This window comes from Agrobacterium sp. 5Ca50 (assembly GCF_055381905.1).
The window spans coordinates 907,032-922,937 of record NZ_AP026440.1 but is presented as its reverse complement, the minus strand read 5'-3'; the positions used below and the strand labels follow the sequence as shown (position 1 = coordinate 922,937).

The window sequence follows — 15,906 nt, the reverse complement described above, 5'->3', positions numbered from 1 at the left end:
CGCTCTAACTCCTGTAAAAACAAAAAAGGAGATGGCGGCGACAGGGCCGCCATCGCGATAGACTGATTTACTGGGCCGATTTGTACTGACGGTCGTAGGCCGACTGCATCATCTTGATGACCTCATCGTAACCCAGTGCGGCCAGCCTTTTCTTGTAGGCATCCCAACCGGCATCGACGTCCTGTGCACCCAGGATCCAGGTTTGCTGCATCTCGGTCATGTAGGTGAGAAGGCTCGGCCAGTAGCGGTCGAAGATTGCCTTTTCCTCGGCGTTCAGCGACACGCCCATGAACTCGTCCTTGAGGCAATTGCACTTGTCGTACATATCGATGCCTTCAAGCGCGATCTTGTTGGTCCACTGGCGTTCATATTCATAGTCCATCCAGTAACCGCGCGGCACTTGTGCACCGACGGCCCAGAGCTGGGCATTGACCGGGTCCTTGTTTTCAAGAACTTCCTTTTTGAACTGCGGCTTGCCGTCGACCATCTCATAGGTCAGGCCTTCAACACCGAAGTTCGACAGGATGCGGCCCTGCTGGGAGAACCAGAAATCGAAGTACTTGATCGTTTCGACTGGATGTTCATTGGTGGCGGAAATTGCCCATCCAACCGGCTGAACACGCAGTCTGCGTGCATCTTCGAAACGCTCCCCAGACGCTGACTTTGGTGGCAGCATCGGTTTCAGCGCAAAACCTTCGATCTTTGGCGCCAAAGCATCATTGTAGGTCGAAGTGCTGGCAAACCAGTCATGGGTCATGCCGCCAAGATCGTTGCCCAGCAAGTATTCACGCGAACGGGCACCACGGGTGAAGACTTCCTTGTCGATCAGCCCTTCCTTGTACCACTTGGCAACGTTTGAGATGCCAGTTTTATAGTTCTCTTCAGCCCACGGATGGCGCAGTTCGCCGTCATAGACTGCAAAGTCTCCATAACGCTCAGAACCTGACACGCGTGCGTCCCAGAGATTGATGAGACGGATCGCATCAATCGGTTCACGGGCAAAGTAAGGAACCTCATCCTTCTTGCCGTTGCCATTCGGATCCTTGTCGCGGAATGCCTTGAGGACCTCATAGACTTCCTCCGGCGTCTCCGGCTGTTTCAGCCCCAGCTTGTCCAGCCAATCCTGGCGGATGAACCAGCCACGGGAATATTTTCCATCCGGCACGTATGGAATGAAATAGAGCTTACCGTCAGGGCCGGAAATCGCGTTGCGAATATCCTTGTGGCTATCAAAGAATGCTTTGAGATTGGGGGCATGTTCTTCGATCAGATCATCAAGCGGAACGAATGCGCCTTCCAGCCCGTAGCGGATAAAGTCTTCCTTCAGGCCGCCGGAGGCATCGCCGCCGATGATATCTGGCAGATCACCCGATGCGATCAGCAAGTTAAAGGCATCGCGACTGCTGGTCGTTGCCAGTGACGCAACATTACGCACGTGGATGTTGGTGATCTCAGCGGCTTTCTGCTCCACCGGCCATTTTTCTGAGTAGACGTATTTATCGCGGAAGTGAAAATGGATCGTCAGTTCCAACGGGTCTTCTGATATCTTGCCGGTGTCTTGTGCGGCAACAGGCATTGCCATTGTCACGGCTGTCATTAACGCCAGAAGGGGCGTGCCTTTTCGTAGTTGTTTCACAGGTTCTCCTCCCTTGTGCTGCTACTCTTTGACTCCGCCCAGCAGAATTCCTTTTGTGAAATACTTCTGTGCGTAGGGGTAAATGATCAGAACGGGAATGATCGACGCGATCATGATCGCAGAGGTTACCGTTTCGAATGAATATTGGGCTGTCAGTAGGCTTGAAGCGAATTCATCATTCGAATTGAGATCGACGACGACGCGTTTCAGGTAGACCTGCAGCGGGATTTTTTCTTCACCGCGCAACAGGACCATGGCCCAGAAATAGCCGTTCCAGCGCGACACGATGCAGAACAATGCAACGGTGACGATTGCGGGTTTGGAGAGCGGGATAAAAACCTTCCACAACAGCTGCAACTCGCTCGCACCGTCCATCTTGGCGGCTTCCTCGAAGGATTTGGGCACGGCTTCGAAGAAGTTACGCAGCAGGATGACGTTGAATGCGCTCGCCGCGAAGCCAATGATGATACCGAAACGACTGTCGAGAAGACCGAGGTCACGCATGTTGAGGAAAAACGGGATCATGCCTGCGTGGAACCACAGCGTGAAGGCAATCGCGATGTTGAAGAAGGTGCGACCACGCAACCTTTTACGCGACAAGGCATAGGCGCCGGGTATCATGATCAGCAGGCTCATGAACGTGCCGCCAAAAGTGTAGATGAAGGTGTTGCCGTAGGCGATCCAGAACATTCTGTCGGACAGCACATGTTCATAGGCCGCAAGCGTCACATCAACCGGCCACAAAGTCACGCGCCCGGCGGTCACCGCTGCACCCGATGATATCGAGACGGCCGCGACATAGATAAATGGGTAAAGGGTCGACAGAACAAACAGCCCCAACAGGATGGCGTTGGCCCAGCCAAAAATCCTGTCACCACGGGAATACAAATTGAAACTTGCCATTTTTCAGCTCCTCACCACAGCGATGTCGACGAGACTCTTCGGCTGATACGGTTAGCCGAATAGACAAGAACGAAAGCAATGACCGCATTGAACAGACCGGCAGCCGTGGCCAGATCATACTGCGTGCCTTGCAGACCGGTGCGGTAGATGAAGGTCGACACAACGTCGGCCGTTTCATAGGTGGATGGACGGTAAAGAAGGATGATATATTCGAAACCGACCTCGACCAGATTGCCGATGCGGATAATCAGCATGATGATGATCGTCGGCAGAATGCAGGGCAGGGTGATCCGCCACATCATTTGCCAGCGCGACGCGCCGTCAACACGTGCGGACTCGTAAAGTGTCGGGCTGACACCGGCGATCGCTGCAAGATAGACTATCGATTCAAAGCCGGATTCTTTCCATACCGACGAACCAATGAACACCGGACGGAACCATTCGGGCTGCGTCAGGAAGTATATTGGCTCAAGGCCAATGCCTTTCAGGAAAAGGTTGACGATGCCGATGGAAGGCGACAGGAAGTTGATGACGATACCGGCAACAATTACCACGGAAATGAAGTGCGGCAGGTAGACGACAGTCTGCGCCCAGCGTTTGCCGATTTCGCTCTGCACTTCATTGAACATCAAGGCCAGGATGATCGGCACCGGAAATGCAAAAATCAGTCCGAGGCCGCTGATCGTGATGGTATTCCAGAAGGCACGTACGAACATGTCATTCTGGAAAAGCTCGATGAAATTCGCAAACCCGACAAAGGGACTTTTTTCGATGCCGCGGAAGATAGAAAAGTCCTGGAAGGCGATGATCAGGCCGTACATCGGCTTATAAAGAAACAGCGCAAACCAGATGGCCATCGGTGCCAGCAGCAAATAGAGCTGCCAATCGCGGCGCACATCGTGCCACACATCATAAAGTGATTGTTGGAAATGCTGTTTCATGACCGCGTCTCGCTTGCGGTCTTGAGGGATCGACCTGTTTCGGAATCGAAAACATGGATGCGGGTCGTATCGATAGCGAGCTCAGTCACACCATTGAGCGCGTGGTCCGCGTAAAGCGTTTCAGCCTTGGCTATAAACGGCTGGCCGTCGGCCTTACCATGCAACAGAGCCTCCGCTCCAAGTGGCTCGACAAGTTCGATGTTGCAGTGAAGAACCTCACGCCCTTCTTCCGTTTTTACGGACATGATTTCAGGCCGGATACCGAGCTTGACCGACTGCCCCTGCGTTGCATTTTTTGCAAATGCATCGGGAATTGTCAGGCTCTGGCCAGAGCTGCCGGCAATCACGGCTTTGACGCGGCCGTCCTGTTTGTCGATTGTCGCATCCAGCAGGTTCATCGGCGGTGACCCGATAAAACTTGCAACGAATGTGTTTGCCGGCTCGAGAAACACTTCCATTGGTGAGCCGACCTGCTCGATATTGCCGCGGTTCATGATGACGATGCGGTCCGCGAGCGTCATCGCCTCGACCTGGTCATGGGTCACGTAAACGCTGGTTGCCTGCATGCGCTTGTGCAGCTGCTTGATTTCAGCCCGCATATGGGTGCGCAATTTGGCATCGAGATTGGAGAGAGGCTCGTCAAATAGGAAAATCTTCGGGCGGCGCACAATAGCGCGACCCATGGCGACGCGCTGACGCTGGCCGCCCGAGAGGTCGGCTGGCTTGCGTGCCAGATATTCCGTCAACCCCAGGATTTGTGCGGCTTCGGTAACGGCCTTGTCGACCACATCGCGTTTTTCGCCCCGTACACGCAGGCCAAAAGCAATGTTCTCTGCCACGTTCAGATGCGGATAAAGCGCGTAGTTCTGAAACACCATCGCAACATCGCGGTCTTTCGGGGCGATCTTGTTGACGACGCGCCCGTCAATCGAGACGGTGCCGTCGGAGATATCTTCCAGGCCTGCGAGCATTCGCAGTGTGGTGGATTTTCCGCAGCCCGATGGCCCGACGAGCACAACGAATTCTTGCGGTTGAATGGAAAGGTTGATGCCATGTACGACTTCGAGAGCACCGTAGCGCTTGACGACATCGTTGATTTGAACTGCAGACATGAAAGGCCCCTCCTCAAAAGCCTTGAATGTTCAGTCAGGCAGGGGCCTTGGCTCCTCTTGACACACGCTTTCTCGTGACGCGCGTATTGACCTGCTCAATGAAGGTCCAGATTTTGGGGTTCTTGGAGAGTTCTGCGATCTTGGATTCAAGCGATCCCAGATGACACTGGACGGCGTCGCGCGCCGCTTCAACGTTGCCTGACGCGATCGCATTCACGATCGCCTCGTGCTCTTCGATCACCTTTTCCGTGCGACGCACCGCAAACACCCTTTTAAGGTGGCGCATGCGGTCCATTTCACCTTTGGCCTGGTTTACAACGCTCCAGGCACCGGGCAGACGGGCAGCGGTGAATATTGTGCGGTGAAACTCTTCATCCAGCAGGAAGAAATCGGTGAATTCCTCATCTTCCGCAGCGGTGCGCTGCTGGGAAATACAGGTCTTCAGCCGCGCAATATCTTCAAGCGAATGCCGCTTGGTCGCTTCGATGACAGCGCCCTCTTCCAGCTTGAACCGGATGAAGCAGGCCTCCATGTAACGCTGCACATCAATCGGCGAGATGTAGGTTCCGCCCTGCGGCACAACCGTCACGAAACCTTCCTCGGCCAGGCGGATGATGGCCTCGCGCACCGGCGTCTTGCTGACATGCAACAACGCCGCAATTTCCTTCTCAGACAGCGCCCGTCCCGGAAGCAACTTCACTTCGACAATCAATTTGCGAAGCAATGCGTGGATCCGGTTGGTCATGTTGCCATCGACCGGCAAGTCCTGTGGCGTGACAAGATCAGACAGAGGCAACGATGGAAATTCAACAGCATTAGACATATCAATAACCAAACTGAGATATCAGAATATAACTTGACATATCTGTTGTTTTTTAGAGAGTCAAGCTCGTGATGACGACGGAGACGTCGCCCCGGCCAAAATTCATTCGGATTTTCTCGGAACCCGTCTTCGTCCACAGGGTCAAATGCACTGATTACAAAGCCTTTTCAGCCGAATGGGCACAACAGACGGAAATGACAATGAACAGTTCCAACAGCGAGAAATGACCATGAACCCCGATACCCGTGAGAAACTGATGGGCGTATCCGTCGCAACACTGTGCTCGGCGCTCTACAAGCGCGGCTTGAAAAACCAGACTATCCAGGATGTGCGGCCGGTGCGAGCGAAGGGACGTAACATGGTCGGCCCGGCATTCACGCTTCGCTATATGCCGGCGCGTGAAGATCGTAATCCGATGTCCGTGTTTCGCGACCCAAAACATCCACAACGCCATGCCATCGAGACCTGCCCGGAAGGCTCAGTACTGGTCATGGACAGCCGCAAAGACCCACGCGCGGCTTCGGCTGGTGATATTCTGATTACAAGGTTGATGGTACGTGGCGGGGCAGGTGTGGTTACAGATGGCGGCTTTCGCGATGCAATGACGATTGGGGAACTGGACATCCCGGCCTATCATAACCGTCCATCCAGCCCGACGAACCTGACACTGCATGAGGCAATTGATATCAATGTGCCGATCGGCTGCGGTGACGTGGCCGTTTTTCCAGGGGATATCATGGTGGGTGATGACGACAGCGTTATCGTCATACCCAAGGAGATCGCCGATGAAATTGCTGATGAGGCCGTCGAGATGACGGCCTATGAAGATTTCGTCACTGAGAGGGTCAAAGCAGGCCAGACGATTATCGGTCTTTATCCGGCAACGGATGAAAGCAACCTGGCCCTGTTTGCTGAATGGCGAAGCCAGAACGGGCGGTAACCCGATCCGGGCGCGATTTTGATCGCGCCCACTTCAGCATTAGACGGCGTGAGGCAATGCGCCCTTACCGGTCATTTTGTCAGCGGAAAACGCTACCCCACAGGAAGCAGCTTTCGTGCGTGACGGATATGCCGGACCCGACACCATGAGATAGGAGGTCATGATGGCCTCGAGCCCGGGGAGAGGCTGGCAGTACCTGCCAGGCCGCTCAGCAGTGGCCGGCTCTAACGCCTGCCAATTGTGTAATTTCGTGTGTCGACAGGTCGGCGGTCAGCTCACTTTTCAATTCGCCCATCAAAGTCTTGCGGGCTGCGTCCAATTGAAAGGCTGCCGATTTCGAGGAAAGGCTTTCAGCGATCCCAACGGTATATTCGAGCATATTGATTAGCGCGAGGTATTCCTCATGGCGCTCGCTGAGCTGAATGCTGGCATTGATGTTCGTCATGCTATCCTCGATATGTTGTCGAGGTCATTTTTAAGCACGAAAACCGTTTGCGTGCGCGTTGCAAAAGCGTTGCACACGCGAAACGGGATTTATCATACTTGTTCGCCTTCGTTTGCGCGAAACAAACTACGCCACACGGAAATCTCGTTAAAAGTCCAAGTCTTGGCCGATCGAGCAGCAATTGGTCGCTGGATCACTTCAAGCAGGTCAACGGCATCCAGGCGCTTTTGATCAACCCATGCTTGACTTATTACGTTGCGAAGCACAATCACATCAAAGCCTGCAACTTCCGCGATCCGCGTCCAACTCCTTTCCTTGAAGAAGATGCCACGCGCTGCACGCGAAATATCAAGGCAATCGGCGGCTGCCAGCACACCGAGGTTTTCCGCACGCGCCAAAGTAGCATCAACATTGACCATCGGTATGGTCAGCGGCATGTAGGCCAACTCAGCTGGCCCATGCAGCAAGGCGACATCACCATCGTCATCGCGTCGACCACTGGCATAATCGTCAAAAATCTTGCCAACGCCGATCATGCCGAAGGCTGCACATTCTGCGGCACGCAGCGCGCCCATGCTGGCAGCTCCGAATACCCCGATGTTCTGGGAGAGCGCAAACAGAAGCTCCTTATGCCAGACGGGCGGCACAAATTCGAACTGACCATCGATAAGGCCAATCGCCGTTGCACCGTCCCGCACGGCGCGCATGACATCACCCTGGCAGGCAGGAGGCCTGATCTCGACATCCGACAGTTTGCCAATGTCTGGGAAGCTCGGACCGACGAAGACGACCTTCATTGCAAGGCTCGCGAAATCGCCCGGCCACCAAATCTCTGGCGACGTTCACCGTCGGGGTTTTCAAGCTGCGGAACAACAACCTTTACCACCGCGGCGGGCAACCAGTCGGGTGAGATATCAACCGCGTAGATGTCAGGGATAGCTTTGTTTCGCAGGCGCTCCACAACCCTTTGAAAAGCCTGCTCAGCGCAACTGGCATTAATGCGGGGCAAATCTTGGAGTTGCATGGAAACCGGCGCATCGAACGCGGCGAGGATGGTCGGGTCGGCCGGTTGGCTAAAGGTCTTCGGCATGACGTCATCTCTTGCCCCGGCAATGAAGGTCATGCGTGACTGCACGGCTTCGGTAATCGCCCGCATGACAGCGATCTCAGGAGAGATGGAACATCCTGCCCCAAGTGTGATGTCAACATGACGGAAGCCGTCACCGGCTTGCGGTTGATGTCGCGGCTTCAGAAGCGCAACCACACAGGGGACCGCGAGGTCGCTAGTGATGTCGAAAACAGCGATTTCCATGTCTGCAGCCGAAATTCTGCCGAGCAAACCCTGCAAGTCGGGATTTACGATCTGGCTGGTGTCAATTCTTGGCTGATAGCGCTTCGCTGACGTTGTTACCTGCCACAGTGTCATAGCATCGCGTTCAACACGCTCCAGCAACCCATGCAGTGTCGCTTCGATCAAACTATTGCCGGACGCAAGTCCATCAGACGACTGCCAGAAACGCGGTGCGATCAGCGTGCGGTCGAGTTGAATGGCTTCCACAGGCAGCCAAACTTTTTGTCCTGTCAGCAAATTGGTCGCACTTGCCCATAAAATCGTTTCGTCATCGCGGATCGGCATTGATTTTACAGCCAGCAGGCTATCCAGCGTGTTTACGACCTCGCCAGCCGAGCGGAGAGATGAAGGCGTATCAGATACTATCTGACAGGCCGGGGTGGCGGCAACGGCACGTTCAACGGCTTCCATCACAGCGGACGTTCGCGCAGCATCGTCATTTATGCCCTTGCCTTGCGCAATCACAATCGCTTTGGCGTTTGGCGTATAGGCGCACCAGACCGGCACACCGATACAATCAAGGCTGGTTTGTTTAGCGACCCTGGTAATACCGAGCCGATAAAGAATAGGAGAGACCCGTTGAAAGGTCTCTCCCGCAGAACATGAACGGAAATCGACAGTATCGATTTCTAACTGATCAGGATTCATGGTGTCCCGATGCGGCGACCTCAGCAGACGAAAATGCGACCGCAAAGTTTACACCCTTGACGATTGTCGATCCCTGCTGGCGAAGCGTCTGAGCGTTGGCGAGGTCACTACCAGCAGGAGGCGCGCTCAGTGGAGAAACGGTGCCTGATGTAAAATCTACGAGCCAGAGCTGTTCATCTCCGGGAAGTCCAATAACTGCAACCTTAGACACGATGTTCTCCTTTGTTAAAAACCGGCCTTGATCAGGCCTTCCCGGTAAAGCTCTGTCTGCCAGGGCTCCTTGTGGGGTACCATCTTGAGCCAACGCTCGAGATCGAAATCAGGATTACTTTTCAGAACGCGCAACCTGCAGGTACGTGCCTTTGCCATGTCGCCAAGCATACCCCAGCATGCTGCGGCAAGGCGTGATGCCGGTGCGCTATCGCGCATCTGTCCGATGTAATCCAGAGCCTGACGAAACTCGCCAAGGAAGTAACTGGCGCCAGCCGCAGTCCACAGGTAGGTGTCGGGAGACAGCGGATTGAGCGCAATGGCCGAACTGATCTTGTCCAGCGCAGCTTTGGGGTCACTGGCGTGAACAAGGCTGTCTGCGTGACTGTAGAGCACGTCCGCATAGGTCGGGTTGAATGTTTCGGCCTGGCCTAGTGCCGCCAGACTGTCGTCGATTTTTCCGCCATAGAGCTGGCTAACGCCGAGTTCCTTGTAGGCGCCGGCAAATTCGGCATTCTCGGCTACGGCTATCTTGGCCTGCTCTTCGGCATGCTGGAGAAGATCGCCGTCGCCTCTCGCCGTCAACAGCCATTCCATGGTCAATGTTCTGGAAATTCCAGCCCGCGCAGCAGAGAAGCTCTTGTCACCATCAAGGGCCTGCCTGAAATACCGTCGCGCTTTTCTGATCGATGGCAGATCCAGTTTGGAAAGGCTCTGCAGGCCACGCAGATAGGCATAATAGGCGTCAGGACGGCTGTGATAATCGGCCACATTGGACGTGCGACCACCGACCTTGTCGAAGATCGACTTTTGAATGACCTCGGCGATTTCGAGCTTCTGGATCGCAACTTCGTCGGGTTTCAACTGAAAACGGGTTGCCCACAAAACCTCGTCACTCGGCATGAAGATCAATTGCACAAACAGCTGATCATCAGACCGCTTGGTATCGAGCGCATACATGACCGAGTGTTTTTCGAGAATGCCCGCCTTATCTTTCGAGGCGCGAATACGTTCGGCAGTGTAAGGGGCAACGACCGAGACCGATCGGCTGGTGCAGAGGCCGATTGTCAAATCTTCAATCAGCGCATTGGCCACGGAGCCATATTGCTGGGCACTGTGAAGTGTCTCAGGGGGCAGCAGTGCAATTCGCGGCGGAACGGTAATGTCAAAGGCCGTTTTTACGTCCGATGATTGAAGGTTGGCAGGCTGCGGCGGTAAAAAGCTGACGAGAGGACGGGCAACTGCACCAGTTTGCTGTTCACCCAATTCCACAGGCGACGAAATCGTTCTTCTCACCTCCTCGTCGTCAGGATCGCATTCAAGAAGCAACACTGCAGCACGTCGAAGATCGGACCGGCTCTGGTCGGAGGCCGGTAGCGTTTGAAACTGCATGAATTCGGTACGCAGCTGGCCAACCAAACGCGTGCGGACGTCACGAACCCAGGCATCCAGCGCGCTTGATCCGTCGCCATGCAAGGGAAGAAACTTCAAAGCCACGGCGTCTGTAGTCGCTTTGAGGCGTTCTGTGGGATCTGTCAGCGCTGACATCGCAAGATCACAGCGCATGGCCTGCGGAGCAAGCGACAATGTCGTGCCGTCTGCGACAACCAGCGGGCCTGAGGGATCAGTTGCCATTGCGAGGCGCCGAAGCATGGAGCGCATATTGGTGGCTGCGGCCTCTCCACGGTCAGGCCATAAAAAGCTGGCCACTTGCCGCCGGGCGACCGGCCTATCCATGTCATGAAGATAGGCCAGAAACACCAGTGACAGGCCGGGCACAGATAAATTCTGCCCAGCGCCGTCGCGTAGACTGCTGTCACCAAGTGTCGTTAAAACAAAGCCCATATGGTATCAGATGGAGACGTTATTATGATCTTCCTCACTCGCACTGGACGGGTCGTTTTTTAGCGTCCGAACGAGATTGAGAACACTCTGACGCAAGCGTGGGCTCTTGATCGAGTTGAACGCGGTCACCAAGGCAATTGTCTCCTTGGAGCTCATCAATTCATTAAACTCGCCCATAGGGGAGCCGGCACTGTTGACCAGTGCGTTTGGACCGTTTTCAAAGAAAAAGCTGATCGGGACCTCAAGCACTTCGGAAATGTGCTGTAGTCGGCTGGCGCTGACCCGGTTGATACCCTTTTCGTATTTCTGAACTTGCTGGAAGGTTAGGCCAAGTCCATCGGCGAGCTGTTCTTGCGACAGACCAGCAATCGATCGACGAAGGCGAATACGAGAACCAACATGAACGTCAATAGGGTTGGGAAGTCTATTCATTGCAGTGATCCCCAAAACGTTTCGTTGCAGGAATCTATGCGTGAAAATTCCGGGTTGCGCAATCTACTTTTGCCAAAGATTTTCTACTCCCACGCGACCATTCAGCACCAACGCGCAGTTGATTGTATCAGCTTTGATGGCTCGATAGCGCACTGCGAGATCCCCCGATCAACGGCAGTGACGTTGCAATGACCGGCAACAACAATACTGCCCAGGCGACGCCATAGCCAAAACAGTCGGCAAGCAGTCCGAACAGGTACGGTCCAGCCGCCATCACGGCCAGGCAGATCGTCGAAGCGAAGGCGATTGTAGAGGCAATCGAACTTTTCGGCGCACTCTCGGCAATTTGCAGCAAATAAAGCGGAAACCAGCCAATCCCAAAAAATCCAAGGACGAGCAGAATGGCTGCAATCGTTATCGTTGACGATCCGACCGGCAGGACAGCAAGAAGGATAGCCGACGCAGCAGCAATGAGTGAAACGGCTCCAAAGGATCTGGCACGTAGACCGGGCCAAAGCCGATCACTCAGCCACGGCAACAGGATGCGGCCGGGTATGCCTGCAAGCTGCGTTGTCGCAAACAATGACGATGCTGCGATCAAACCGAGTTTCAACCCGTCTGCAATAAAGCCGATCATGTGGGCCGTGAACGTGAATTGAAATGCTGACATTGCGATGCCGAGGCGCAGTACGGGCCAGAATTGTGGATCCTGACCGACAATCCTTGCCAGCGACAACAGGCGCAGAGGTGTACTCTTTGAAGACGTAAACTCGCTGCCCTCGCGGTAAAGCCCGAAAAACAAAATCGCACCCAGAATGGAAACTGCAGCACCCAGCCAGGTTGCAGCCTGCCACCCGTAATGGATTGCCAAAAGCGGCAACAAAGCTGCGGCAATCATCGTGCCGAACGGAACGGCAGCCTGCCGAAAGCCGGTGGCAATTCCACGGTGCGATGGGGGAAACCACCGCATGATCGCTCTCGTGCCACCGGGCTGCACCGCAGCATAGGTTCCACCGAGACATGCCATGCAGATCAAAAGGGCAACAAAACTGTTGGCGATCGTGGCGGCACAGGCCATGGCAATTGCCATGCCGATCATCGCTAAGCCGACGATCCTCCGCTCGCCATAAAGGTCGATTGCGCGACCGAGTGTAAACATAGTGACGATCTGCACCCCATTCATGACGGTGACGGCAAGTGATGCGGAGGCTAGAGATATACCAAATGCCTCCCGCCAGAACGGCACGAGGATATAGACGCCCTGGGAGACAAAGGAGCCTGCGGTCTGCGTTCCAACCGCAATCACCAAGATGGCCCAGATATTGGGACTTGTATCGATAGAGGATGGTGAGGGTTCGGGGGATAGGCGACGCAGCATAAAAGGGCTCCAGACAGGCAGATCACACCTGCATAGCCATCCGCACCCATATTTGAAATTAGGGCTTGCGCATTACAGCGATAACGGTTTGTTATAGATGGCATGCGCTCCCTTGATCCTGAAGCTGTCGAAGCCTTCCTCCTTGTTGCTGAACTGCAGTCCTTCACGCGCGCCGCAGGTGTCATGAACACCACCCAAGCAGCGATATCCCTGCGTCTGCGTCGGCTGGAAGAATTGTTGGGCGTACGCCTTGTTGAACGCACACCTCGGCGCATTCGGCTGACCAGCGCGGGAGAGCGTTTTTTGGAACCGGCCCGCGACTATGTCAGCGCCGGTCGACGTGCCCTTGATGTGTTCGGCGCAGAGCCGATGCGCCTTGCGGTTGGCGTCTCACATCATCTGATCGGCGCCGATCTTCCCCATTTGTTGCGATTGATCAGCGAACGGGAAACCGGCATCACCTTGCACTTAAGGACCGCTGGCACGAGAAACCTGCTGGAACTCTATGACACAGGTGAATTGGATGCGATCGTGGTGTTGCGCCACGACGATATCAGACGCGACGGCGAAGTGCTGTCGCAGGAAAATTTCGGATGGTTCTGCTCACCGGGTTTTCAACTGCAACAGGATGCGCCCTTGCCACTTGCACTGCAGCCGGAGCCATGCAACCTGCGTGCAATGGCATTGCGCACTCTGGACGCGGCAAAACTGCCCTGGCGGGAAGTGTTTGTTGGCACCGGCGCAACGGCAGTCGGGGCAGCGGCGGAAGCCGGTATTGGCGTCGCCCTTATGGCGCGCAGCGCGGCACCGTCAGGTGTGATCGAAGTGATTGCCCGCACACTTCCACAACTACCTCCACTGGACGTTTTGTTGGTCTCAAATGTCACCGGGGATCTTGCTCCGGCTGCATTGCGACGGATTGCCAAGGCGTTCCGTTCATCCGCCTCGGGGTCGTAATTTTCATGGAGCAACGACAGAACTTGCCTCACAATGGTCCATTTCATTCACACTCACGCGATATTGCTCGATAATCGATTGTCAAAAAGACATCTTTGTCCCACATCGCATTATAAAAATTGTCTTCACAACCAGGATCACAGCTGAATGCACATTAGATATGGTCTCATCGCCCTAATCCTCGCAATCGCTCCACCTGCTTATTCGTTTGAAGGTGCGGCACCGGTTCTGGCACCAAAAGAGCAGCAGGCACAGGCCGCGCACCTGAGTTCGCTGTTTCTCGCCCGCAATGCCTACAAACCGGTCGCCCTGGACGACGCGCTGTCAGCCAAGGTCATGGACCAGTATGTCGACGCCCTCGATCCTGACCGGAATTTCTTCCTGCAGGCCGACATCGACAGCTTCATGGCCAATAGGACCAAGCTCGACGACGCTATAAACACCGAAAATCTCGATATCCCGTTTTCGATCTTCAACGTCTATTCGCAGCGCATGATCGACCGCATGAGCTATGCGCGGGAGCTGTTGAAAAAGAACTTCGATTTCAGCGTACAGGAAAACTATTCGCTGTCAGAAGACAAAGGCCCCTGGCCACAAACACAGTCCGAGATCGACGACATCTGGCGCAAGCGCGTCAAGGCCGATTGGCTGCGTCTGAAACTTGCAGGCCAGTCCGACGCGGCGATCCGTGATACGCTCGATAAACGCTACAAAAACATTCTTGAACGCGTTTACACCTACAAGAGCGAAGACGTTTTCCAGTCATTCATGGCTGCCTATACCGCATCAGTTGACCCGCATACCGACTATTTCGGCGCAGCTGCATCCTCTGCTTTCGACATTTCCATGAAGCTTTCGCTGGTCGGCATTGGTGCCGTTCTGCAGGAGCGTGACGGTTACACCACCGTGCGCGAACTCGTACCAGGTGGCCCAGCACAATTGTCGGGACAGCTGGCTGTCGGCGACCGCATCGTCGGTGTCGGCCAGGGCGAAGAAGGTTCGATTGAAGAAGTCGTTGGAACGCGCCTTGATGCCGTCGTGCAGTTGATCCGCGGCGAGAAGGATTCCGTTGTCCGTTTGGATATCCTGCCGGCGGCCGCTGGCGACGCAGCCACACACCGGGTAATCCATCTGGTGCGTGACAAGGTCAACCTGGAAAAGCAGGCTGCTCAGAAGGCAGTTCTTCCAATCACCAGCGAAGGTGTAACCCGCAAGATTGGCGTGATTACCCTGCCGACATTTTATGAAGACTTTGATGCTCGCCAGAATGGCGACAAGGACTATAGAAGCGCAAGCCGTGATGTCGCCAAACTTCTTGCCGAGCTAAAGCAGGAAAAGGTTGATGGTGTACTGGTCGACCTGCGCGACAATGGCGGTGGCTCATTGTCCGAAGCAATCGAACTCACAGCATTGTTCACTGGTAAAGGCCCTGTGGTCCAGCAGCGTAACGCCGGTGGTAAAATCAAGATACAGGGTGATGATGTCTCCAAAGCGGCCTGGACAGGTCCGGTCGGTGTGCTGATCAACCGTGCATCGGCGTCAGCATCGGAAATTTTTGCCGCAGCGATACAGGATTATGGCCGTGGCGTGATTATCGGTGAACAGAGCTTCGGCAAGGGCACCGTGCAGACAGTTGTCGACCTTGATCAGGTAGCACGTAACAGCGAACCAAGATTTGGCCAACTGAAGTTTACCGTCGCCCAGTTCTTCCGTGTCGATGGCGGAACAACGCAGTTGCGCGGCGTGACACCAGACATCATCCTGCCTGGCCTCTACGATCCGAAGAAACTCGGCGAGGCAAGCTATGACAACGCCTTGCCATGGGCACAAATCAAGCCTGCGAAATACAAGGCTGATGCCAAAATTGCCAATGTCCTGCCGCAACTGCAAAGTCGTCATGACACCAGAGTGAAAACAGATGCCGATTTCCAGCGCTTTGTGGAAGATGTCACCGAGCTGAAGGAACAGCGCGAAAAACGTGCGGTTTCCCTCAACGAGAACGAGCGCCGCAAGGAACTGGCAGCTGCTGAAAAGCTCCGTAAGGCGCGTCAGGAAGAAGATGGCGGCCTGTTCAGCCGACAGGATGACGGCCTGCAGGCCGACGAACGTGGCCTGCAGGCCGACATAGCACTGGAGAATGCCCGCAAAAACGCCAAGGATGTGCTGCGCAATGAAGCTGCTTCCATCGTTGCTGATCAGTCGGAACTGCTCGATACGATCCGCTAAGCTCGGCTGAAACCAGACAAAAACTGTTGGCAGGCATTTTACCAATGCCTGCCAATTTC

Annotated in this window: 15 protein-coding genes; 3 read left to right on the top strand and 12 right to left on the bottom strand. The window is 54.8% G+C overall.

The features are described 5' to 3' along the window. Window positions 1-67: 67 nt before the first annotated feature. From ACZ5FM_RS26425 to ACZ5FM_RS26405, 5 genes are read right to left on the bottom strand one after another with little or no spacing between them, the layout of a single operon-like run. Entirely contained in the window at window positions 68-1,597 is a 1,530-nt protein-coding gene (locus ACZ5FM_RS26425; protein WP_312949442.1) for an extracellular solute-binding protein, read from the bottom strand. A 60-nt stretch (window positions 1,598-1,657) separates the two neighbouring features. After that, the gene (locus ACZ5FM_RS26420; RefSeq protein ID WP_192490729.1) at window positions 1,658-2,539 is read right to left on the bottom strand and encodes a carbohydrate ABC transporter permease; all 882 of its coding nucleotides are present in this window, start codon (window positions 2,537-2,539) and stop codon (window positions 1,658-1,660) included. 11 nt (window positions 2,540-2,550) lie between these two features. Next, the gene (locus ACZ5FM_RS26415; RefSeq protein WP_192490730.1) at window positions 2,551-3,480 is read right to left on the bottom strand and encodes an ABC transporter permease; all 930 of its coding nucleotides are present in this window, start codon (window positions 3,478-3,480) and stop codon (window positions 2,551-2,553) included. Next, window positions 3,477-4,592 carry an ABC transporter ATP-binding protein gene (locus tag ACZ5FM_RS26410; protein WP_312949197.1) on the bottom strand — a complete coding sequence of 372 codons (1,116 nt, stop codon included), beginning with the start codon at window positions 4,590-4,592 and terminating at the stop codon, window positions 3,477-3,479. The genes ACZ5FM_RS26415 and ACZ5FM_RS26410 overlap by 4 nt, the downstream gene beginning before the upstream one ends. A 34-nt stretch (window positions 4,593-4,626) precedes the next feature. After that, complete coding sequence (locus ACZ5FM_RS26405; protein WP_312949199.1) at window positions 4,627-5,415, bottom strand: GntR family transcriptional regulator; 789 nt, start codon at window positions 5,413-5,415, stop codon at window positions 4,627-4,629. A 229-nt stretch (window positions 5,416-5,644) separates the two neighbouring features. On the opposite strand from ACZ5FM_RS26405, the gene ACZ5FM_RS26400 reads away from it, so the two are divergent. Beyond that, window positions 5,645-6,355, top strand: coding sequence for a ribonuclease activity regulator RraA (locus ACZ5FM_RS26400; RefSeq protein ID WP_312949201.1), 711 nt, complete (start codon window positions 5,645-5,647; stop codon window positions 6,353-6,355). Between the two features lie 208 nt (window positions 6,356-6,563). On the opposite strand, the gene ACZ5FM_RS26395 is transcribed toward ACZ5FM_RS26400, so the two are convergent. The 7 genes from ACZ5FM_RS26395 to ACZ5FM_RS26365 form a co-directional block, all read right to left on the bottom strand. Beyond that, the gene (locus tag ACZ5FM_RS26395; RefSeq protein WP_192490733.1) at window positions 6,564-6,800 is read right to left on the bottom strand and encodes a hypothetical protein; all 237 of its coding nucleotides are present in this window, start codon (window positions 6,798-6,800) and stop codon (window positions 6,564-6,566) included. Between the two features lie 92 nt (window positions 6,801-6,892). Beyond that, window positions 6,893-7,597 carry a TfuA-like protein gene (locus ACZ5FM_RS26390; protein ID WP_312949203.1) on the bottom strand — a complete coding sequence of 235 codons (705 nt, stop codon included), beginning with the start codon at window positions 7,595-7,597 and terminating at the stop codon, window positions 6,893-6,895. Then, window positions 7,594-8,799, bottom strand: coding sequence for a YcaO-like family protein (locus ACZ5FM_RS26385; protein ID WP_312949205.1), 1,206 nt, complete (start codon window positions 8,797-8,799; stop codon window positions 7,594-7,596). The genes ACZ5FM_RS26390 and ACZ5FM_RS26385 overlap by 4 nt, the downstream gene beginning before the upstream one ends. Then, window positions 8,789-9,010: a hypothetical protein gene (locus ACZ5FM_RS26380; RefSeq protein ID WP_192490736.1), complete on the bottom strand. Its 222-nt coding sequence runs from the start codon at window positions 9,008-9,010 to the stop codon at window positions 8,789-8,791. Before ACZ5FM_RS26380 ends, ACZ5FM_RS26385 begins: the two co-directional genes overlap by 11 nt. Window positions 9,011-9,024: 14 nt before the next feature. Beyond that, on the bottom strand, window positions 9,025-10,854 hold the full coding sequence (locus tag ACZ5FM_RS26375) for a hypothetical protein (RefSeq protein ID WP_312949207.1): 1,830 nt from the start codon (window positions 10,852-10,854) through the stop codon (window positions 9,025-9,027). A gap of 6 nt (window positions 10,855-10,860) precedes the next feature. Next, entirely contained in the window at window positions 10,861-11,286 is a 426-nt protein-coding gene (locus ACZ5FM_RS26370) for a helix-turn-helix domain-containing protein (protein ID WP_312949209.1), read from the bottom strand. A 127-nt stretch (window positions 11,287-11,413) separates the two neighbouring features. After that, complete coding sequence (locus tag ACZ5FM_RS26365; RefSeq protein WP_464041272.1) at window positions 11,414-12,664, bottom strand: MFS transporter; 1,251 nt, start codon at window positions 12,662-12,664, stop codon at window positions 11,414-11,416. 93 nt (window positions 12,665-12,757) lie between these two features. On the opposite strand from ACZ5FM_RS26365, the gene ACZ5FM_RS26360 reads away from it, so the two are divergent. After that, window positions 12,758-13,621, top strand: a complete 864-nt coding sequence (locus tag ACZ5FM_RS26360; RefSeq protein WP_464041537.1) for a LysR family transcriptional regulator — start codon at window positions 12,758-12,760, stop codon at window positions 13,619-13,621. 147 nt (window positions 13,622-13,768) lie between these two features. After that, window positions 13,769-15,847 (top strand): carboxy terminal-processing peptidase, encoded by a 2,079-nt coding sequence (locus ACZ5FM_RS26355; RefSeq protein ID WP_275642732.1) that lies wholly within the window; start codon window positions 13,769-13,771, stop codon window positions 15,845-15,847. Window positions 15,848-15,906: the final 59 nt, after the last annotated feature.